20 protein-coding genes are annotated in these 21,885 nt (G+C 45.3%); 6 read left to right on the top strand and 14 right to left on the bottom strand.

The window, feature by feature from the left end:
* Position 1: 1 nt before the first annotated feature.
* Complete coding sequence (locus tag ABWW54_RS04565) at positions 2 to 577, bottom strand: RNA polymerase sigma factor (protein WP_353410612.1); 576 nt, start codon at positions 575 to 577, stop codon at positions 2 to 4.
* Positions 578 to 614: 37 nt separating this feature from the next.
* Positions 615 to 1,313, bottom strand: coding sequence for a DUF6249 domain-containing protein (locus tag ABWW54_RS04560; protein ID WP_353410611.1), 699 nt, complete (start codon positions 1,311 to 1,313; stop codon positions 615 to 617).
* 313 nt (positions 1,314 to 1,626) lie between these two features.
* On the opposite strand from ABWW54_RS04560, the gene ABWW54_RS04555 reads away from it, so the two are divergent.
* Positions 1,627 to 2,511 (top strand): bile acid:sodium symporter family protein, encoded by an 885-nt coding sequence (locus tag ABWW54_RS04555; RefSeq protein WP_353410609.1) that lies wholly within the window; start codon positions 1,627 to 1,629, stop codon positions 2,509 to 2,511.
* Between the two features lie 132 nt (positions 2,512 to 2,643).
* On the opposite strand, the gene leuB is transcribed toward ABWW54_RS04555, so the two are convergent.
* Positions 2,644 to 3,741: a 3-isopropylmalate dehydrogenase gene (gene leuB / locus ABWW54_RS04550; protein ID WP_353410608.1), complete on the bottom strand. Its 1,098-nt coding sequence runs from the start codon at positions 3,739 to 3,741 to the stop codon at positions 2,644 to 2,646.
* Positions 3,742 to 3,806: 65 nt separating this feature from the next.
* Positions 3,807 to 4,613 (bottom strand): SGNH/GDSL hydrolase family protein, encoded by an 807-nt coding sequence (locus ABWW54_RS04545; RefSeq protein ID WP_353410606.1) that lies wholly within the window; start codon positions 4,611 to 4,613, stop codon positions 3,807 to 3,809.
* 82 nt (positions 4,614 to 4,695) lie between these two features.
* On the opposite strand from ABWW54_RS04545, the gene ABWW54_RS04540 reads away from it, so the two are divergent.
* From ABWW54_RS04540 to ABWW54_RS04530, 3 genes are all read left to right on the top strand, one after another.
* A complete protein-coding gene (locus tag ABWW54_RS04540; RefSeq protein ID WP_353410605.1) occupies positions 4,696 to 5,625 on the top strand; it encodes an MBL fold metallo-hydrolase in 930 nt (309 codons plus the stop codon).
* Between the two features lie 47 nt (positions 5,626 to 5,672).
* Entirely contained in the window at positions 5,673 to 5,903 is a 231-nt protein-coding gene (locus ABWW54_RS04535) for a DUF350 domain-containing protein (RefSeq protein WP_353410604.1), read from the top strand.
* Positions 5,904 to 5,982: 79 nt separating this feature from the next.
* Positions 5,983 to 6,780, top strand: coding sequence for a transglutaminase-like domain-containing protein (locus ABWW54_RS04530; RefSeq protein ID WP_353410602.1), 798 nt, complete (start codon positions 5,983 to 5,985; stop codon positions 6,778 to 6,780).
* Positions 6,781 to 6,800: 20 nt separating this feature from the next.
* Here the strand turns inward: ABWW54_RS04530 and ABWW54_RS04525 are convergent, their stop codons facing one another.
* Positions 6,801 to 8,531: an amidohydrolase gene (locus ABWW54_RS04525; protein ID WP_353410599.1), complete on the bottom strand. Its 1,731-nt coding sequence runs from the start codon at positions 8,529 to 8,531 to the stop codon at positions 6,801 to 6,803.
* A gap of 141 nt (positions 8,532 to 8,672) precedes the next feature.
* On the opposite strand from ABWW54_RS04525, the gene ABWW54_RS04520 reads away from it, so the two are divergent.
* The gene (locus tag ABWW54_RS04520; RefSeq protein WP_353410597.1) at positions 8,673 to 9,314 is read left to right on the top strand and encodes a TetR/AcrR family transcriptional regulator; all 642 of its coding nucleotides are present in this window, start codon (positions 8,673 to 8,675) and stop codon (positions 9,312 to 9,314) included.
* Positions 9,311 to 11,701 carry a penicillin acylase family protein gene (locus ABWW54_RS04515; RefSeq protein WP_353410595.1) on the top strand — a complete coding sequence of 797 codons (2,391 nt, stop codon included), beginning with the start codon at positions 9,311 to 9,313 and terminating at the stop codon, positions 11,699 to 11,701. Before ABWW54_RS04520 ends, ABWW54_RS04515 begins: the two co-directional genes overlap by 4 nt.
* Positions 11,702 to 11,776: 75 nt before the next feature.
* Here ABWW54_RS04515 and lnt read toward each other — a convergent pair whose 3' ends face one another.
* From lnt to ABWW54_RS04470, 9 genes are all read right to left on the bottom strand, one after another.
* The gene (lnt, locus tag ABWW54_RS04510; RefSeq protein ID WP_353410593.1) at positions 11,777 to 13,414 is read right to left on the bottom strand and encodes an apolipoprotein N-acyltransferase; all 1,638 of its coding nucleotides are present in this window, start codon (positions 13,412 to 13,414) and stop codon (positions 11,777 to 11,779) included.
* 12 nt (positions 13,415 to 13,426) lie between these two features.
* Positions 13,427 to 14,122: a hypothetical protein gene (locus ABWW54_RS04505; protein WP_353410591.1), complete on the bottom strand. Its 696-nt coding sequence runs from the start codon at positions 14,120 to 14,122 to the stop codon at positions 13,427 to 13,429.
* 25 nt (positions 14,123 to 14,147) lie between these two features.
* Positions 14,148 to 15,020 carry a lipase secretion chaperone gene (locus tag ABWW54_RS04500; protein WP_353410590.1) on the bottom strand — a complete coding sequence of 291 codons (873 nt, stop codon included), beginning with the start codon at positions 15,018 to 15,020 and terminating at the stop codon, positions 14,148 to 14,150.
* A gap of 191 nt (positions 15,021 to 15,211) precedes the next feature.
* Positions 15,212 to 16,156: a poly(ethylene terephthalate) hydrolase family protein gene (locus ABWW54_RS04495; RefSeq protein WP_353410588.1), complete on the bottom strand. Its 945-nt coding sequence runs from the start codon at positions 16,154 to 16,156 to the stop codon at positions 15,212 to 15,214.
* A gap of 534 nt (positions 16,157 to 16,690) precedes the next feature.
* On the bottom strand, positions 16,691 to 16,909 hold the full coding sequence (locus tag ABWW54_RS04490; RefSeq protein WP_353410586.1) for a DUF6500 family protein: 219 nt from the start codon (positions 16,907 to 16,909) through the stop codon (positions 16,691 to 16,693).
* Between the two features lie 89 nt (positions 16,910 to 16,998).
* Positions 16,999 to 17,493: a ribonuclease E activity regulator RraA gene (gene rraA, locus ABWW54_RS04485; RefSeq protein WP_353411594.1), complete on the bottom strand. Its 495-nt coding sequence runs from the start codon at positions 17,491 to 17,493 to the stop codon at positions 16,999 to 17,001.
* A gap of 24 nt (positions 17,494 to 17,517) precedes the next feature.
* On the bottom strand, positions 17,518 to 17,730 hold the full coding sequence (locus ABWW54_RS04480; RefSeq protein ID WP_353410584.1) for a C1orf53 family protein: 213 nt from the start codon (positions 17,728 to 17,730) through the stop codon (positions 17,518 to 17,520).
* Between the two features lie 53 nt (positions 17,731 to 17,783).
* Complete coding sequence (gene icmF / locus ABWW54_RS04475) at positions 17,784 to 21,044, bottom strand: fused isobutyryl-CoA mutase/GTPase IcmF (protein ID WP_353410581.1); 3,261 nt, start codon at positions 21,042 to 21,044, stop codon at positions 17,784 to 17,786.
* Positions 21,045 to 21,213: 169 nt separating this feature from the next.
* A complete protein-coding gene (locus tag ABWW54_RS04470; RefSeq protein ID WP_353410579.1) occupies positions 21,214 to 21,885 on the bottom strand; it encodes a TetR/AcrR family transcriptional regulator in 672 nt (223 codons plus the stop codon).

The following is a 21,885-nucleotide window of genomic DNA, read 5'->3' as shown; positions in this document are numbered from 1 at the left end:
TTTACTCCTGCCAAGCTTTAAGACCTTGCTGTAAAGATTGGCGGCCGCGGTTAATATGTGTCTTCACCGTGCCAAGTGGGACTCCCATAATATCGGAAATCTCTTGTTGTGTATGCTGTCTGTGTAAAAATAAATGCAAAACAGAACGGCGCTCTGGATCAAAGGTAGCCAAAAGCCTGGCCACTTTTTGGTGCAACGCAGACTGGTTTTCTTCTGCTTCACCACGCTTTGCTCTTCCCAAGCTTCTTCCCAAGTTTTCGTTCGAGGCAAGAGGCTGGTCTTCAATCGGTTCAGTGACAAGCTGCTTTTTTCTGACATGCTGCAAAAACGTATTGTAAGCAATGCGATATAGCCAACTGGAGAACTTGGCTTGTTTGCGAAAACGATGCAGCTGTTTAAATGCCTGAATAAATGCTTCTTGAACAAGGTCATCTGCTAATGCCTCATTCCAATCACTTAACTGACGCATAGAGTAACGCAAATTAGACTGATGCCGACTGACTAACTCGCCATAGGCTCGTTGATCGTTTCGGTTCAGCGCTAACTCTATCAGGAGTGCGTCATCAAGTTGTTGCACAATTAATCTCTTTTAATACTTATTTTAGAAATTACGTCTAAGTTTTGTCGTACTTTCGCTCTTCGAATAACCAATAAACAAGCTTAGCGATACCGATAAACAACGGAATTAGACCTAATGCACCCACCGATGGCTCACCGGCCGCATTGAAGCCAGCAACAATACCAAAGCCTGCGCCAGTCAAGATAAGACCACTTCGGAAAGAGCCAACACCACTACCATAGGAACTGAGAACTTGCGGCGGAACATCGCGACCGGAATCTAAATAGACTTGAATCAACTCCATTTTCTGACGTCTCTTTCTACTGCCGTTAATAAAGAAAGCAATGGGCAGAAGAATCACCACACTAAAAAACAGAACAATCGCCACAATCGCTACCGCACCTACCCAACCCGGCACTTCATCGCTTTTAAACTTGAAGCCATCTCTGATTGCCTCCGCCACTTCAGCCTTCTCTGACTCACTTAATCCGTCGAGTTCAATCACAACTTCATTAGCGACCTCATCACCAGCCAGCTTACGCACAACGGTGGTTAATTTTTGCAAAGACTCCTCGTCACTAACAGCATCAGACTCAAAATTAAGATCAACCTTAATGCCTCTGGTGTCGCCACTTGATTCAACACGGTCACCATTTGCAGCAACGCTGACCGTCACGGCTTCTTCTTGGGCCCAAATATGGCCAACACTGACTAAAGCCAGCATCAGGCCAAGCCCAACTAGCAAGTTTTTCATCACAATTCTCCAGTAAGTTAAAATCAAACAAGCTTCTTTATCGCTCTTGTTGACTTAGATGCGACTAAAATCCGTTTGGATTCACTTTTTTCACTATTTTTAATCTTTTAAAATCAAACACTTATAAATAACGCCAACCTGATTATCGAATTCAAACGGAAGCCACGCCTGAACCCGAAGAAGCTGCAGAGTAGTATACCCGTCGGTACGATCTAATATCCGTCGTTTAAGAGTACTTTAAGCGACTTAGAATTTGCCGCATACTGCAAAGACCAGCCACGCTAAAACACAAAATAATTGGATTTCTTTAGGCATGAGTGAACTATACATACAATACGAATACTGGTTTGCAGCATTCCAACTTATCTTCGCCATGCTCGGCATGGGTGCGACACTTACCGTCGCTGACTTTAAGGACGTTTTGAAGGAGCCAAGATCAGTAACCACCGGCACGCTTATTCAGCTCTTGATTGTCCCCTTGGTTGCGTTTGTATTTATATCATCACTGGGACTGGTGGGAGGCGTCGCAATAGGCCTAGCGTTGATTGCAGCAATACCAGGTGGCACCACATCGAATATCTTTACGTACTTTGCAAAGGGAAACATCCCTCTTTCAATATCCATCACCGCAATTACCACACTGGCTTGCTTAATATCAACGCCATTGGTTCTGGGGTTTCTCATTATTGATTACTTACCAGACTCCTTCACCATGCCTACAGGGCAAATCATCAGAGAAATTGCACTGACATTGTTGCTACCCTTGATTGTCGGCATGATCATTCTACGCAAGCTACCCAGCATAGCGCCTGGGGTATCAACTTGGAGTATTCGTCTGTCGTTACTCGGAATACTCGCCATAGTTGTTGGTTCGAGCAGCGCAGGCAGACTCGATATTAAGGCCTTTGGCGAAACTAACATGCTCCTGGTACTGGGTTTTCTTGTGTTAATAGCCGTTATCGGATGGGCGACTGCAAAACTACTAAAGAGAAGTCAGTCAGACAGTACAGCCATTGAGATGGAAGTGATCGTAAGGAACGTTAACTTGGCGGTACTTATCAAAGCCTCGATGTTTCCTGCGTCGGATAATGCTAATTCGATCGGTGACATGGTCCTCTTCACGATCTTGCTATATGGGGCTCTGCAAATGCTGATTGCCGCGGTGATTATATTTATCAGACGTCGGAGCGCAGTCTGACCTTGCCACTGTGATGGTCCGCTAGTTAATTTTCCGCCGCTCGTCATTGATCTAAGACAGAAAATAAAAAACCCCAACTCAATTCGAGTTGGGGCCTTAGTCTACGGTCAATGCTCTGTGGTCAATTCTGGCTTATGCCTTCAAACGCTCAACCACTTTATCTCCAAACTCAGACGTGGACAGCATGGTGACGCCAGAGCCTGGTTTGGATAGATCAGAGGTCGAAAATCCATCAGCAAAAACAGCTTGCATCGCATCCCAAACATTACGAGCTTCATCTACCATTCCAAAACTGTATTCGAGCATCATCGCCATCGAACCGATCATCGAGTAGGGATTTGCCACCTGCTGCCCTGCAATGTCCGGTGCTGATCCGTGAGACGGCTCATAATATGCCTTTCCATTGGTGCCGAGGCAGGCCGAGGGCATCAACCCCAATGAACCTAAAATGCCGCCACCTTGGTCGCTCAAGATATCGCCAAACATGTTTTCCATAACCATAACGTCAAACTGCGTCGGGTTTAAACATAGCGCCGTCGCCGCGGCATCAACGAGAGTATGTCGTACTTCAACGTCTGGGTAGTCGACGGCCACTTCTTCAAGAATTTCGTTCCACAAGACGCTGGACTTAAGAACGTTACTCTTATGGATATTGTGCAGTACTTTTTTACGCGATTGCGCCAAATCAAATCCTTTAACGAGAATATTGCGAATTTGGTCTTCATCATACTCTAACGCCTCTCTCACATAGCGTTTGCCGTTCTCGTTTATGCCGGATTCCTTCTCACCAAAATACAGGCCTCCGACCAATTCACGCACCATAATCATGTCAATACCTTCACCGACTACCTCAGCCTTCAATGGTGAGAAATGTGACAGGCTTTTTGGCAAAGAAACAGGCCGATAATTGGCATAGGTATTAAGGCGAGCTCTCAAGGGTAGAAGCGCCCCTCGCTCCGGTTGTTCATCTACTGGAATCTTTTTAGACTCCTCGTGATTCAACCCAATAGGCCCTTTTACAACGGCATCAGCAACATCAACCAATGCCTTGGTTTCCTCTGGAAAAGAACTCCCGTGGCTAAACCAAGCTCCAGCACCAAACGGCGCATCAACCAGTTCAAACTCCACATCATTTCGTTCTTCAATAACCTTAAGAACCTTGACACCTTCGACCATGATTTCTGGGCCGATTCCATCACCTGCTAAAATGGCAATTTTATACTTGTTCACTGCGATATCTTTCGTTAAATAAAAAGCGCGTGAATTCTAACGGAAATAACAGGCCATGCGTAGCACTACTCATTCAAAAGCGAAAGAATCGCCTGCAAAGCGGCCATTTGGGGGGGTATTCTGCGGTTGGTCAAAGAATTCAGGTGTTCAGAGCGCGTAATATTCAGGGCTAAGGCCGCTGATTTAATGGATTGTGATCCTGGCGCCCAACTTAAATCAGTATCATACATAACCTTATACAGAGAAGCGCCCACGGCTTGTGCACCTAATTTAGTCTGATGTATTCCGTCTTCATCAAACATCCGTTTAAACACGCTGCGATTAGTATTGTACATCGCTAACCAAACGCCACCGACATCCGCTACAGAAACGTTCAATTCACGACCAATCAACCGATAAGCAGCAATGACAGAGAGTTGCCGCGGTGCGTAACCACTTTGCTCAAGCCTAGCCCAAGTAGCAAACAGTATCGGCTCAGCACCAGACTTTCGTATCACTGACACTAGGCTGCGAACAGCGATATCAAATGACAGGTGGTTATCTAATGTTTGTCTACTGTGATCCTGCAAGACGACGTAATCCCAGGCTCCATTGTTAATTGCGTCTATTGTCTCTTTTCGATTTACGTGATCAGATAAACTACTCCCATCGACAAATTCATACTCAAACACGTCGACACCCAGCGGAGATACTGACTTCATACCTTGCAAAGTCGGTATGGATAAACGCGTGAAACTGTTACCAATAAACAGTACGCGAAACGCCAAAGACTGAGTACTGAACAACAGAAAAGTTAGCGCTGAACCTGTCAGCAAATATAATTTGAGTTTATGCACGCGTTTTAGCACTATGTAAGCACTGTTGAGTTTCATTCAATTTAGCAATCAACCAGGTATGTTACCCGTTCCCATAAGGACACCATAGCATTCAAGTCTACTAAACAGAGCACTAAGCATGAAAACATTACACAAAAAGAGAAAAATCAGCCTAATCACACTAGCCATTGGGATTTGTCTACACAACAGTCCAGTATTGGCCCATGGGCACGAGACCGGAAAACCGAAACTAGGGTTTAAAACAGAACAAGTATCGGGCAGTGTCTACATGCTTTCTGGGGTTGGGGGGTTTACCGGAGGTAATATCGGCTTAACGCTGGGGGACGACGGCGTTGCAATGATTGACAATGGTTTACCATCTGTATTAGAGATATTGCGCGCTGAAATTGCAAAAACCACGGATAAGCCAATTGATTACTTAATAAACACACACGTGCACGGCGATCACATCGGCAACAACGAAGCCTATGGAAGCGGACAGACAAATGTTATTAGCCATCAAAATCTAAGAAGCTCTTTAGTTAAAAAAGGGATCACTACGGCTAATGGCGAAACTCAAAAAGCGCCGAAAGATTATCTCCCGGTTATTACTTTTTCAGACGAAATGACAATTCATATCAACCAAGATTCTGCGAAGATAAAGCATTTCGCCGCGGCACACACCGACGGTGATGCTGTCGTATACTTCAAAAATGCAAATGTGATTCACACTGGCGATATTATGTTTAATGGATTATTCCCATATATTGACAGCGGTAATGGCGGTAGTTTTAACGGCGTCTTAGCGGCACTTCAGAGCATTCATGACATGTCAGATGAGAAGACCAAAATAATTCCTGGGCATGGCCCGTTAGCGTCTAAAAAAGATGTGGCCGACACCATAGAAATGTTAAAGGGGACCTACACTGCCGTTAAAGCATTAGTTGAAGCTGGTAAAACCGATGAGGAAATTCTTGCAGCAAACCCACTGAAACCTTATGCTGCCTACAGTTGGAATTTCATCACCTCTGAGCGAATGACCCAGCAGATACTGACCGCGCTCAGATAGTCCACGATTATTTTATAGTCCATTAATCAACCTTCGACTCTAAGACCATGGAAGCACAGTTTTTCTTATCTACTCTGATACAGCTTGGTATCAACTTGATATACACACTATTCGCGCTATTGATTGGCGTGATTGCTCTCAAGATCGTAGACAATGTTCTGTTAAAAGACGTCGATATACAGAAGCAACTTCAGAACGGCAACATGGCGGTTGCCGTTTTCGCTTCCACCATCCTTATATTTGTCGCTCTGATAGTGTCTTTTGGTCTAAAAGGCTAATCAAATTTCAGATAGTCAGCTCTGAGAATCCTCCGGTAGTATGTTGTTAAGAGCGGCCCTGATAATCACCCTTGCCTACATGAGTACCATGATATGGCTCTGGACCATCTCTGTAGATCAAGTAGAAAATACTGCACTAAAAGCCAACGAAAACGAACAACAACTGACAACCCTCTCACAAGCGCAACAATCTCTTCAACAGGGTTTCCTACTTAGCACTTACGACAATGAAGAGTTCCACAGTCGAGACTTAAGCCTGGCGATATCACACATCCCTGGCTCTGGAAAAACAGGGAATTTCATATGGCAGGACAGAGCCGGCAACGCCTTCGCTTACGCGGCTCTTGGGATTGATCGTAATCACCATTTTGCCAACAGCTATTTGATCGGCTTTGAACCTTACAAAACAGACAAAGTATGGCAGCCACTGGTTACCCTCGCACTCAAAAAGACCTACCAATTCGATCACGATCAACATGGTCTCGCTTGGAAAGATGTATGGCAAAACTCGCAACAAGCTTATCTATACAGTCATGGGGATTGTGAAGATCACGCCATTTTACTCGCCGATTGGTTAATAGCGATGGGTTACGATGCTCGCGTCGCCATCGGTAAAATCCCTTCTGGCGGACATGCCTGGGTTATTTTATTTTACGATGAGAAAGAGTATTTGCTCGAGGCTACTAGCAAGCGCCGCCCGAGATCCATTGGCGATTTCAGCTTAGCGAAGTACGCGCCGGAATATCAACCTAGGTATATGTTCAACAGAACCAAATTCTGGGTCAATACCGGCAGCTCCCTGACGGCGAGCTACAGTGGGCCGAACTGGGTTGATACGGCCACTTTCACGCGTTCTTCCTCGGAGCCGCAAAACTAACACTGTGCATAGCGATTAGCTTACTCGCCTTGCGAGAGCGAGGCATTTCCATCCAGAATAACGCCAACGACAGGGATATCTGCCCACCTTGAGGCATCAGTCTCTAATGGATTTTCTTTTAGAATAGTGAAATTGGCCCTTTTACCCACTTTTATGGAACCGATTTCGTTTTCTAATCCCAGTGCCCAAGCGGCATTAATGGTAATTGACCTCAGTGCTTCCAATCGCGTTAAAGTCTCACTCGGGGTGGATACACCACCTTCCTTCGTGGAACGAGATAAATGAACAGCGGCGGCTTGCAGTGGAAACGCAGGCGCTAATGGAGCATCAGAATGCAAAGACCCGGGAATGTTATGCCTACTCACCGACGCCATCGGAGTCAAATTTTTCACTTTTTCTCCGATGACGGACTGGTACTCATATCCCATGTAATGAACATAATGACTGGCCGCGGAAACGCCGCCACCCAGATCTCTGATTTTCTCCAAGGAGGGTTCATTTAACAAAGCCGCGTGCTCAACAATAAATCTCTGACCTGGTTGCCTAGCATGATCACTCAACGCTTTCATTACTCGCAATGTCTCAACTTGCGCCGAATCTCCATTTGAATGAATTCTAAGGTCTAAACCACCATCCCAGTAGGGTTTCATTTGATCGAATAAGAGGTTAGGCTGAGTCGCCCACTCTCCGTTCAATCCTACAGACTGACCGGACAAATACCCTGGCGAAGACAGCCGCATTGTTTGAGAGTAAAAGGCGCCGTCAACAAAAAATTTTACCTGAGGTAACACCTTCGGGACACCCCGCTCAAATTTAGCTTCCGACAGGGAGATAATTTCAGCAACCGCGTCATCGTAGCGCTGATTAAATTCTCGAAACTCTGGAACTAAGTAGAGATGATAAGGGTCGTCTTTTGTGTATTCTAACCAATAATATAAATCTTCTAAGCGCTTCCCGAATAGCCCGTAGCCTAATTCCGCGACACTGGTCACTCCAGCACGTGCCAGCATTCCTTCATAGCCATCGAAACCTTCCGCAACGTTAGAAGGAGTAAATAGCTCAAAAGCTAATTTAGTAAAAAGTGATTTTGACGCCTCTTCGTACAAACGCCCAGTCAAGCGACCACGTTCGTCCAACCCAACGCCTTGCATTTTTTCCGCCCAACTGGCTTTAACCCCAACTGAGTTTATGGCCGCCGAATTCAAATAAAAATCATGGACTGAATAATGCCAAACAAATATGGACCGTGTCGCTGAAATAGTGTCTAGATCATCTCGGTCAATCTCCCCATGAATCAAGTTGTGGTAGCCATACACAATGAGCGGTGAATCATCCTGCTGTTGAGACTCAATTTGGCGCAATCTCGACATAAAAGCGTCTTTACTCAAGAGACCTTTGACAACCCCATTTGGGGTTTGCATATCCCAAGGTGGCAAAAATGGTCTTGAGTATATTAAGGCTCCTAAAATCATATGAACATGTGGGTCAATAAAACCAGGAACCATCACGGCATCGACAAACCGATTGTCGATGTCGGCCGAAGGGTATTTGGCTTTCAACTCGGACACAGACCCCAGGTCTGTAATCACCCCTTTTTTAACCAACACGGCAGAGACATTACCTGAATCCGCCTCAAGAGTAACGAACGACTTAGCTATGATTATCTGTTCATTCTCGGGACCTGAGCGAGCGACCAAAATAAGGCTGCCCCCGAGAAGAACCACTAACATACTCAAATAAACTCGATTCATACTTTTACACTGCCCTACTCTTTTTGCTCATCATAAGATTTGAAGCACCCGATCACAAACCAATCGTACAAATTGTTAAGTAGGATGTTCGCAGCACAATCCACTTGATTTACATTATCCATATAATGTAAATTACAAAGCATGCAACGAGATATCAACATTGAAGTCAAACGTCGCACCCAAAGCGACCGCACTGAAGCGGCAAAGAATAAAATTCTTGATGCCGCCATTAGGATTCTTTGCGACGACGGCTACCTAGCCTGTACTGTTTCCTCTGTCGCAAAGACAGCGGGGTTCACCACTGGTGCAGTGCAACATCACTATCCATCTAAAACTGAGTTACTTCACGCGGTAATCACCCAACGTACTTTTCCAAAATCCCCTTACCAACTACCTCATTCGATGTCAGACAAATCACTCGCTGTAAAATGTCAGGTAATAATCGATACTATGTGGGAATACTACGGAGCTAAGCACTACCCCGTGGTGTGGAAAATACTTCTATCGGTAAAACAAAGTGATACTCTGCAAAGCTCTATTCATCAATTTTTTGACGAAGCTCGCCGTCTATCTGAAAGCAGGTTGATGGCTTTATTTTCGGAAGAAAACCTCACCAGCGACCAAGCCAGCTCAATAATCACACTTCTGTCCTCCGGCTTGAGAGGCCTATCTCTATCTCGATTATCAGACTCTCATGACATCAACGTCGATGTTCAATTGAAGCTCCTCGCTAAGTCAACGGCACTCCTCATCAATTCATTCAACAACAAAGTCGCATTATGAAAAAAATATTGACTGTTAGCGTCATTATGCTGGCCATGGGATTGGCTGGCGTACTTTTGTATCTCATCGATAAAAATGGAACTCAACTTGATGGTGAAATATCATTAAGCATTCTTGACGCCCCTGTGACTGTGCATCGCGATGAACACGGTATTACATACGTTTTCGCGACGAATAAAGCAGACTTGATTCGAACCCAAGGGTTTTTGATCGCGCAGGACCGGTTATTTCAAGTGGAGCTATATCGAGCGTTAATCGAAGGCAGACTCGCAAGCTTAATCGGGGACTCTGGGCTAAATTCGGATGTGAAAATGCGCGTTGTTAACCTTGCTGGCAACGCCAAGCGACACGCGTCATTCTTAGACAAGGACGAACGCGAATATTTAAAATGGTACGTTGATGGTTACAACGCTTACATTTCAACGCGAAAGTCGGAATATCCTATTGAGCTGTCTCTTTTAAAGATAGAACCGAGACCGCTTAAGGTCAGCGACCTGGTCGCCATCCAACACTACATCGGCTTCGTTCACAGCAAGAACTACGACGACGAAATATTAGACTTAAAACTCAATACTGCTTTGGGTCAATCATTGGCTCAACAGCTACAGCCACTGAATATTAATCCTGACCGCGAAAAAGCCGTCATTTCCGCGACCGAGCGATCTTTGCAGGTATCAATCAGACCTGAAAGAAACGTCATTGAGGGTGTTTTTAGGATACCTACTAGCATCCCTGAAATGGGTTCTAACAATTGGGTCACGGCACCGGAAAAGTCAGTGGGCACACGCCCAATACTATCGAACGATCCTCATTTAGATGCGCGTATTCTCCCTGGGCCTTGGTACCCCATCGGCCTGTTTACTCCAGATATTAAAGCCGTTGGGGCCAGTATACCCGGCCTCCCTGGGATTCTAACCGGTCGTAATCAATTCGTTTCTTTTGGTGTCACCAATGCTTACGGAGACAGTCAAGACCTGTACATAGAAGACGTCGACCAACTAGACTCCGCTCGATATATCGATGGCGAGAAAACCGTCGCCTTTCAAGTAAGAACGGAGCTCATTTTGATTAAAGATGAGGAAGCAGACGGTGGTTTTCGCGAACATGTAATCAAAATACGCACAACTGAACGCGGCCCCGTTATTTCAGACCACCCAGCATTTAAGGTTGATAGCCCGACGCCCATTTCGCTTCGTTGGGCCGTCTCCGAAGTGACCAGTCCGACCCTCGGTGTGAGTGCGTTTCTCGAGGCGAAATCAATCGAAGATTTAGACCTAGCTATTCAGGAAATTGACGTACTGTATTTCAATTTCGTTTTTTCGGACGTAGATGGTGGTATCGCCCACAGATCTTCAGGATTGATTCCAATTAGGTCATCAGGAGCGATAGCAAAACCAACGACAATAGACACGGACTGGCAAGGCTTCATACCAAAACGTGAGATGCCTGGACAAAAGAACCCTGCCAAAAAATGGCTTGGTACATCTAATCACGATGTCATTCCAGACAACTATCCGTATTTCTACTCGACGCATTTCAGTCCCTACTACCGATATCAACGTGCTAAAGAGTTCATCTCTTCGCGAGAAAAGCTCAGCGCTAACGATCACTGGGCTCTTATTCTGGATGTAAAAAATAAGCATGGTGAGCGTTTAACCCCACTCTTTATCTCAGCGCTTGACTTAGAGCCAGATACTAATGAATTAGCCGAGATTCTGTCTGCATGGGATTTTGAAGACGACCTCGACTCTGTTGGAGCAACGGTTTTTCACTTAATGCACGAACATCTAATTCGACAAATGTTCACTGAAAAGTTGCCTCAGGATCTACTCGAAACGCTGTTAAACAATCGATACTATTGGCTGCAACGGACGGACCAAATTCTAAACTCCTTGGAGTCAGCCCTGTTTGACATACCAAGCACTGAAAGAATCGAAACGCGAAATGATTTAATTGTTCTCGCAGCCCGGCGCACGCATGCTGAACTCACCGAGATGTTTGGCAGCAACACAAATAAGTGGAAATGGGGAAAATTTCATACCGTCACATTTGTAAGCCCACTCAAGCAGGATGGGTTTGCCACTGATTGGTTAGGCGGTGGTACCCATGAGGTACCTGGATCGGGGGAAACCTTAAATCGAGGTCAATACAAACTTAACGGAGGCCCCTATGAAAGCCAATGGTTTAGTAGTATGAGAATGGTTGCGGATATGAACGACAATGAAAAAATAATGGCGGTCGTCTCCGGCGGCAATTCTGCAAGGCAATTTCACCCCCACTTTAAATCCCAACTTAATAGCTGGATTAAGCAAGAGTGGTTACCCTGGTGGCTTAGTGAAGACAAAGTGATAGAACATAGTCACCATAAGGTATCCCTAGTGCCATGACGTACTCTTAAAGCGGTATTACACTACTACTTTACTGCCCACACACTCACTAGAGATTTCTTACTCAATCGAACGCTAGCGTGCAAAGCTTCTTGCTGTCACTCTTGATATTGCGCCTTTCATTAGGCTGAACAATAAAATAACAAAGACCATAACTTCAATCAGATAAGGGTGGCGTGTGTAGAACGTTCCCGCGTTTTCAGAATTAAAAGGTACATCAAAAATATAGCCGCCCGATTGCCGAAATGCCGTTCTGAACAAGACCTTGCCACTAGGACTAACGACGATTGATGGACCATTGTTGGCTACATGCACCAAGGGCAAGCGGTTTTCAACGGACCTTAATACAGAGCCCATGATATGAATGAATGGTTGATGCGTGTCTCCGAACCACCCATCATTCGACATGCCTAATAACACACCGGGTTTGGCCGTTCTCTGCTGCAAAACCTGCTTATTAACCGCATTCGCCACGAAGCGTGAAAACGTCGTTTCATAGCAAATTAATGGCAACATGGTTACCTTTTCTGTCACAAAAACAGTGTTGCTCTCCCCGGCCGAAATTTCACTCAAAAATTCACCAATGACGTCTTCAGCCCACGGGCGAAAAAACGAATCGCGCTCTATAAACGGTATGTATTCACCAAATGGAATCAGTTTCATCTTTCGATACACGCCTGACTCTTGGCCAGCAGAATTTATCATGACCGCCGAATTGTGTTGAGCCACAATGCGGCCAGTTGACTTATCTTTTGTACGCTGAGTATCTTGAAAAATGAGATCAACGCCTAGTTTGGTTACGTTTCTCAAGTACGCTGTGCGGACACCGGAATGGTTCAAATAATTCTTAGCTTGACCCTCTGGCCACACAATAACTTCAGCGCCAGAATGTCTGAGGCGTTCCGTCATATCCATCTCTGGTGGATAGGCATCACCATACCCAGAATAGGTCGATCGCTTTCCCAATCTAGGAGATTCATTTGGTTGCACCAATCCGACTTTAACCGTGCTCCAGCTGGAGCTTTCCTGCTCCCAATTATTCAATTGAATAGCGCCGTAGACGAACCATAGCGCCAGCACTAAAAACGACACAAAAAAAGGAATGGATGTGGCTCTATCTCGCCAGAGCAAAGTGCGCTTTCGAAAGCGTGACTTGCACAGCCTAAAAAAAACGACATTACTCAAAGCGATCAAGGCGTTAAGACCCGCTACGCCCACCAGATCAAGCCCTTGTAGAGCGATCGTAAACTTCACCTGAGTCTCGCCAATTTGAAACAAAAACAGCATTGGAAACCAAGCAGTGAACCCGACAAACACGGCAGGAAAGAGAACAAATTCATGCAGCTTTGAATGTTCTTTCAACCACCGATAGGCCAATAGAATGAACGCGATCAAATGAGCGCTGTATATCCAGGATGCGCCCGCAAGCGCAACACTGGTAAGACCTGTAAACCCTTTTGAAAGGCTTACAAAGTCAGCAACCCAATAAGACCCTAATGCAAATAAGACAAAACCGGCTAACAGGCCTAACGCATAGGTTCGAAAAACCGAAATTGAGTCAACAGCGATCAGTAACGGAACGAATGCTACCCAAGCCAATGCAAAAAAATCATGGTCTAAAAACGTTAGAGACAAAGTAGCCGCAAACACGACCACCAATGCCAGTTGATTTATCGCTGTCAGCACACTTTCTCTTCTCGATTTTGACATCATTCAAACAAGTATTCAGTTGGCTTTTAAGTCGGCTAAAGCACGTTTATATTTGACTTGAAGTGCTTTTCGTCTATCGGCCTTCTGACCTTGACTCAGTTCTTGTTGCATACCAACATACCGAGATTGCATCAAAAAATGATATGTAATATTGCTTTGAGCGAACAAAGCAGTTGCGACCTCATTCCCAAAATGACGTTCTTGAAGCTCTTGAATGTTCGTTAGGCTGGATAACAGAAATAGCCTCTGATCCTCCGGACTTCCTTGATGATACTCTCGTAATCTCAGAGTCTGTTCTTGCTTGTACATGAAATATCTTTCAATCAACTGCGCAATGACCTTGCCTCTAGCGTCGGGCAGAGACTTCCTAACGAGAAACAACATACGTTGATGATTCTTTTGGTCTAATTCTCCCTGAACGGTATTATAGACCTGTTCAAGCATTCCGTGAGTACTCAAATCAATCGGCACCTCATCTTGGTGGCGCATGCCAAACCGAAGCACGATCCGTTCAATTGGCAAAAAATTGACCGCCCAAGTTTCACGATTAATCGGCATCCGTCTAATGGAGTCTAACGTCACCACAGGCTCAACCCAAACAGACTTAAAGGGTTCCCCCAGAGAACCAGCCCCGCCCGCTACTTCCTGATGAGTATTATAATGCGCCCACGCCGCCAGAATTAGCGTAATGGCGACTAACGTCTGATTCAAACGTTGTCTAAGCAAAACCAACTTGTTATAGATTTGGATTTGTTGAAGGCTGACTTGTTTCCTCCGAATCAGAAGGAGTGAGTTCCACGGTGCCTTCGCCCATTCTCTCTCGACGTTGAGCTTCTATCGACTGGCGGCGAGCGACAATTTCTTCTGGGCTTAATGAGGTGTCCAGACCCAGTTTAATGCTCTCAAACATAAAGTCAGCGTTCACATCCGAATCATGGAACAAACGTTGGGCAACGTCGGTGCCTAAATGCAATTCTCGCAGATTTTGAAGTTCCTGATACAAGCGTTGATCACTCTCTATCGATGCCACCGATGGTTGGTTGTCGTAGGTCGCTGGCATGGCATGCATCTGATCAAATTGTTCCTTCGCTTGCAAAAACTGATGATAATCACCAACCAACGAGGCTGTCTGCTCGCCGGTTTTACCGGGTAACGCGTCTCTGATTAAATCTTGCAGCTCCATCAATGATTCAGGATCAAGCTTATTGTGTATCCGCTCCAACGCCTCATCGAGTGAAATTAATGCATCGTGATCCAACACAACGTCGCCATTCTCATCCACTTTCACTACTTGTAATGCATCGTGCACCGATTGTTCAGTAAACGGCAACAGATCCTCGCTGTCTAACCGATCGACATCCGTTGCCGATTCTGACTCACCCTTCCATTGCCATTGGCTTGATAGAGTTTGCGTAGGTTGCTCCGTTGATTTCGAGGTTAGCGTGCTTCGATTCTCCGGCGAGATTCGCGCTGCAGGTTGCGTTTGCGAGGGCTTGGCTTGCAGCTCGAATTCTTCGTCTGAATCCGAATTTGATCTATTTGTGAGGTAAAAAACCGCGGCGGCTATTACGCAGATAACAACAATTGCGAAGGTAAGTCGATTGCTCATGAGTTGGGTTGCTCTTTTATTATTCTATATTACAGGCCTTTACATCGGTCGGCGATCAAACACGAGCAAAGGTGTGAACTGAATAAAGCGAAGGGTTCGAAATAGCCGAACCCCTCACTCAAAGGTTAATTATATCAGCATGTTAGGGCTAACAATCTTAACCTCAGACTCTTGTGGTGAATAGGCTTAACCTAAAATGAGCAGGTATCTCGAAACTCGGAAATACGACTGTTTGCTTCGTGGTTAGGGCCACAAAGAAACTGGTTATAACGAGCGTCTTTATCAAGAAAACGTTTCATCCAAGATACTCCGTAGGTAGACAAAACGACGTTATTGCTGGTGCTTTGACCCGTTGAGCAATTATGCGAACCGCCGTTTATTTCCAGGTAGACCTTGTCGGTGCTACTCGGAATGGAGTTATAAAACGGACTCGCGTGAGAGTTTACCGAGGCTGTACCGTCGTTCTCGCAAGCCAGAATCATGGTAGGCACATTAATTTGATTAAAATTATTGCTGCCAGTATTCCAAGGCGCCAACGGCACTGCCGCACTCAAACGATTTCTGGATGCACTCTGCAATGATCCGCCACCGCCCATAGAAAAGCCCATAGTCGCCAAGCGGTTTTCATCCACTAACCCAGAGATCGGGCTGCTGGAGCTATCGCTTTGCGAGATCAAATAGTTAAGTGCACTGTCGAGCTGACGACTGCGACTTGCTGGCTGATCAAAGCGTCCATTTGTATCTATGGTGATTACAACAAACCCATGAGAAGCCAAAACTGGCCCCCACCACTGAATAGCAGACTGGGTATTGGTAAAACCTGGGGCTATCGAAATTGCCGCCATCTCCTGCGAGATGTTTGTAGGGTAATAAATTGTTCCGCCGCCGAATCCATCGACTGAGCTTGAAACATTGGTTGTTGTATAGGGTTGAGGGCCACGATTCGCTTGTACGAAGGCAAGACTTGGATTAGGGCCAAGTTCATAACCACAATTCGCAGTGCACGTATCCGGAAATGGTAAATCGCCGCTGTTATCACCGCCGCCATCACCACCGCCGCCGCCAGCAAGGGCGGTAACTGAGAAAAGAAATGTAAATGCAACTACTGAGACTTTTTTTAATGCGGTATTTTTCATAGTTATTAATCCTATTTTTTTTATTCGCTATTTTTATACAAGTAACTTCTGTCGATGTACTACATAAAACTTCTACTGCTGTACTACTGTGTTTCCGTAATTAGACTCCTTAAATCTGATGTTTATTTTGGTGGAAAGTAGACGTGCCAAAAAATGACACCGAAAATAATATAGACACTCTGTCATGTTTAGTAAACAGTACAAAAGCGTTTTTAGCTTATATATAAGATAATATATAAGAAATATGATGTGTTTTACGGGAATTACTGCGGATTTCTTACTGAAAGTCGCATTGAAAATGCGATTTAGGAACTCCTTTCCAAGATTCAATTATGGCAATTTCGTCGAGTGGTGGAGTGCTGTGTACTCCAATTCAACACTCTTAGCAGAGTGAAAATACGACTTTAAAAAGAGAAGTGTAACGTCAAGAACAGTATCCGAGTCACGGCTTACGCCCACACTATTGAGCATCAGTTCGAGCCGATAAAGGTCTTTGAACGGTCTAATCAGGTGGGGAAACTCAGTTGCTGGGCTTCATAGCCCCTGCTCTACCATTTCCTTAATTTTTCGAGCCTTTTCAAAATGATCTAATTCATGAGTTTTAATCCACCACGTAGCTGCTTCCATCAGCATCTCAGGGTCATCATTTTTATTGGCGAAAAAAGCATAAAAAGAGAGCCCAACATCATCCCCCTTCTTATCCATTTTTGAGCGACACACAGCCACTATTTTGTCTCTCAAACAGTCTCTCATTTTAGGGTCCTAGCAATCAGTTCGTGATTCTTTATCTACGAATGTGGATTAATTTGGAAAGCTCGATAGTGAAATCGACGTCATTCTTATCAATCGGACTCAAGAGCCTGACTTGCGACAATGACGCCATTATTATCAGCGTAAATCCATTCTCCGGGGTAAATAATATGACCCGCCATCTGCACAGGCACGTCCTTGTCACCTATGCCTCTCTTGTCTGTTTTAACGGGATGGACGTTCAAGGCTTTCACTCCCAATTGAGTTTTGCCAATTTCGTCCACATCTCGAATACATCCATTGATCACCAGTCCTGCCCACCCATTTCTAGCCGCTTTTTCTGCCAGCATGTCACCTAATATAGCTCGCCTTAATGATCCACCGCCATCCATAACGATGACCCGACCCTCGCCGGGAGTGCTAACCAACTCTTTCACGACGGAGTTGTCTTCAAAGCACTTCACCGTCACTGCCTGTCCAGAAAAAGCTTGCAAGCCTCCATAACTATTGAAGACAGGATCTAAAACGCGAACGTTCTTTTTGTTATCGTCTAAATACGCATCACATAAATCTGGGGTTGGTGTCATCGTCATCGTTCTCTTCTCGCAGGATTACTTTTTTCGCACATTAACATGTTCAAACGGGCAATGCCGACAGGCATTCCCACAACATCGCCCTCTAGCTTGATGATATAGCTCGGTGAACACCATGAAGCCGTTTTCCATATAATAATGTTCGTTTTCTCGAAGAACAGGAATAGGCCAACTTAATTGATCCACTGGCTCTTTATTTTCGTTACGTTTATCGACCACGCTTGGCTTCATTCTTGGGCTCTCAGTACTAGGGTTGGTAGATTGAAAATCATGCTAACAAAAAACTACGTGCTGCGTCGATATTGACCACCGACCTCAAAGAAAGCGTCGGTCAGCTGACCCAACGAACAGTATTTCACGGCTTCCATTAGCGCTGCAAAACCATTGCCGCCATCCATCACGGTTTGTTTTAACATTTCAATCGCTTTCAAAGCGTCTTCTTCATGGCGTGATTGGAAATCGCGCAAACGGGCAATTTGACTTTGTTTCTCTTCATCAGTTGATCGTGCTAACTCGATTGTTTCGACTTCTTCTTCCTGCTCCGGTAAAAAAGTATTCACGCCGATCAGAGGATACGAACCATCGTGTTTCATAGATTCGTATTTCATCGATTCTTCCTGAATTTTCCCTCGTTGATATCCCGTTTCCATTGCACCTAATACACCCCCTCGGTCAGAAATTCTCTCAAATTCACGCAAGACCGCTTCCTCAACCAGGTCAGTTAACTCATCCGTGATAAATGCGCCCTGAGCCGGGTTTTCGTTTTTAGCCAACCCAAACTCGCGATTAATAATTAATTGAATTGCAAGAGCTCGTCGAACAGACTCTTCGGTTGGCGTTGTAATGGCTTCATCATAAGCGTTGGTATGCAGACTATTACAGTTATCGTTAATTGCCAACAATGCTTGTAACGTAGTCCTAATATCATTGAACTGCATTTCTTGAGCATGCAGTGAACGACCCGATGTCTGAATATGATACTTAAGCTTTTGGCTACGCTCATTGGCCCCATATTTTTCCTTCATGGTTATTGCCCAGATTCTGCGTGCTACGCGACCAATTACAGTGTATTCGGGGTCCATGCCATTAGAGAAAAAGAAACTCAGGTTATGCGCGAAATCATCGATATGCATGCCACGCGCCAAGTACGTTTCCACAAAGGTAAATCCGTTGGCGAGCGTAAACGCCAATTGACTGATCGGATTAGCGCCAGCCTCAGCGATGTGATAACCCGAAATAGACACTGAGTAGAAGTTCCGAACTTGTTGGTCAATAAAATACTGCTGTATGTCTCCCATCATTCGTAAACTGAATTCAGTCGAAAATATACACGTATTTTGACCTTGATCCTCTTTAAGAATATCCGCCTGAACCGTTCCGCGAACCGTTTTTAAAGCGTATTCCTTAATTTCGTTGGCTTCTTGGCTATTGGGTTCACGGCCGTTTTTTTCAACAAACTGAGCTTCTTGCTGTTCTATCGCAGTATTTAAGAACATCGCTAGTATGGCTGGAGCTGGCCCATTGATGGTCATCGACACCGAGGTACTTGGCGCACACAGGTCGAAGCCATCAAATAATTGTTTCATGTCATCCAGAGTCGCAACTGACACTCCAGAATTGCCTATTTTTCCGTAAATGTCTGGCCTTTCCGCGGGATCGAAGCCATACAGTGTCACTGAATCAAATGCCGTGGACAAACGTTTTGCCGGAGAGTACTCGGACAATCGCTTAAACCTGCGATTAGTTCTCTCTGGATCTCCTTCCCCAGCAAACATTCTGGCAGGATCTTCTCCTTCACGCTTAAAAGGAAATACACCCGCTGTAAAAGGATAGAAGCCCGGTAAATTCTCTCTTCTTAGCCACTTCAATAAATCCGCTTTATTTTGATACTTTGGTAAACTGACGCGCGAGATTTTCGAACCTGAAAGACTTTCCCTCACTAAGCTCGTCGTGACTTGCTTGCCATTAGCAAGCGTATCAGTGCGTTGCTCTCCTAGGTACCCCTGAGAAACTTCCGGCCATGATGCCAACAAACGTTTGCTCTGAGCGTCCAAGCGATTAGAGGTTGACTTAAGCAAGTCATCAATATCATCGTTAGGTTGCGCCAACAGGGATTGCGTTGTTTCCAATGCATCTACTTGCCCGGCAATCGTCGCTTGTTCGTTTGCATGGTTCAAATACAACCGTACTGCCTCCGAGATCTCTGCAAGGTAGCGTTTGCGTGACGCCGGCACAATGGCCGTTTTCTCAGAAGGCATCTTATTATCAAGCTCAGGCAACGTAGACGTCCATTCTCGCAAGCCCTTCGTTCTCAGCACCTTGAGCAATCCGTGATAAGCCGCCGTTACGCCATCATCACCAAACCTGGAAGCAATTGACCCAAACACAGGAAGGTCGGCAGGCTTGGTAGACCAGGCTTCTTGATTTCGCTGGAATTGCTTAGCGACATCACGTAATGCGTCAGCCGCTCCCGTTCTATCGAATTTGTTGATGACCACGATATCGGCAAAATCGAGCATGTCGATCTTTTCTAACTGACTTTGCGCACCAAACTCAGGGGTCATTACATACATTGACGCATCAACGTACGGAACAATTCCCGCATCGCCTTGACCAATACCTGGCGTTTCAACAATCACTAGATCGAAATTGAAGCAGCGTACAGCGTCAATGACAGTCGCCATGTAAGATGGTACTTCACCGCTGGCGTCACGCGTTGCGATCGATCTCATGTAAATGCTGTCGTGATAAATAGCATTCATACGAATGCGATCACCCAAAAGAGCGCCACCCGTCTTTCTTCTGGTTGGATCGATCGCTATGACAGCAATCTTAGCCTGGCTCTGGCTATCTACCCTAAATCGGCGAATTATCTCGTCCGTTAATGATGACTTACCTGCTCCGCCCGTACCGGTAATTCCCAGAACGGGTACTGACTTATCGGCGGCCAGGCTCATTTCTTTAATCTGAGTCGCACTTAACTGAGATTCTTCTATCTGACTGATTAACTGAGCCAGGGCAAAACGGTTAGTGTCTTGGCTCAACAACTCTTCAGGCGACGCGCCTCCTGAACGCTTGGTATCACAGCGACCTATCATGTCTTGAATCATGCCCACCAAACCCAATTCCATGCCGTCTTGAGGCGAATAAATCCGCTCCACTCCATAGTCATGCAGTTCGGTGATTTCTTCAGGGACAATCACCCCGCCACCGCCGCCAAAGACACGAATATGACCAGCGCCTCTCTCTTTAAGCATGTCCACCATGTATTTAAAATATTCAACATGCCCGCCTTGATAGGAGCTCATGGCGATTCCATGGACATCTTCTTGCACGGCAGCTTCCACTACTTCAGCTACCGAACGATTATGAGCAAGATGAATCACCTCGACACCTTGAGCCTGAAGTATGCGTCGCATGATATTAATCGAGGCATCATGGCCGTCGAATAAGCTCGCCGCTGTTACAAATCGAATGGGCGCTGGCTTAGTAGTGGTCAGTGCTTGGTTTTCTTTATGATTATTTTTATGACTTAGGTTACTCATTGCTATAGTCCTGGCATCAGCCGATCAATGATGTAAACGAAAAATATGAAATGGCCGTGGAGTTAACCATTTCATACCGTGTAATTTTGTTGGCCGCTTGTGTTGAGAGCCACCTTTAACTAATAGACTCCCACGAAGACACTTCGTTAAGAGCACTTATGTTTCAATACTAAATTTCAATTAGGCGACGCATCGTATTCGCCAATCCATCGTGTAGCCGTTTGGTTTCATGTAATTTTTTTGGATTAGACAACCAATAGTAGACAATGCCGATCACGCTCGCGCTAAATTGCGCTGCAATCGAATCGGCATCGCGCTTAGCCGACGTACTTATGTTGGGATCATTAACAATCCAATTAACAACATCTTGAAAGCGGCGCTGGTGAATGCTCTGAATCGTTCGACTTAACTCAGAAGCTGAATTAACTGATTCGAACCACAAGGTATAAAAGGTATAAACGTAATCAGGCGCATCAACGCAAAATTGATAATGCTGTTCAATAGCGCATTCTATTGCCTGAACTCCCGTCTTGTTTACCGTCGCTTGCTTGAGCTGCTGCAACCAAATATCACCCAATCTCAATACGACGAAATTGAATAGCTTGTCTTTGTTTCCAAAGCGATTACTCGCTAACCCTCGACTGTACCCGGCATCTATACCGACGTCTGTAAGTCGTGTGTTTTCCGGCCCTTTTTCAACAATCAAGCGAACGGTTGTGTCAAACATCTTTTGATCAGAAAGCTCCGTTCTTTGAGCCTGCGTTCTACCAGGTTTACCCTGCTTAGACGTAGTACGCAGTTCAGCCGGAACCGAAGCTTTCTGAGAGATCTGGTGATTCAA

This window comes from Arenicella sp. 4NH20-0111 (assembly GCF_040366405.1).
GTDB lineage: Bacteria > Pseudomonadota > Gammaproteobacteria > Arenicellales > Arenicellaceae > Arenicella.
The sequence above is the reverse complement of the archived record's forward strand: the minus strand, read 5'-3'. Positions and strand labels throughout refer to the sequence as shown.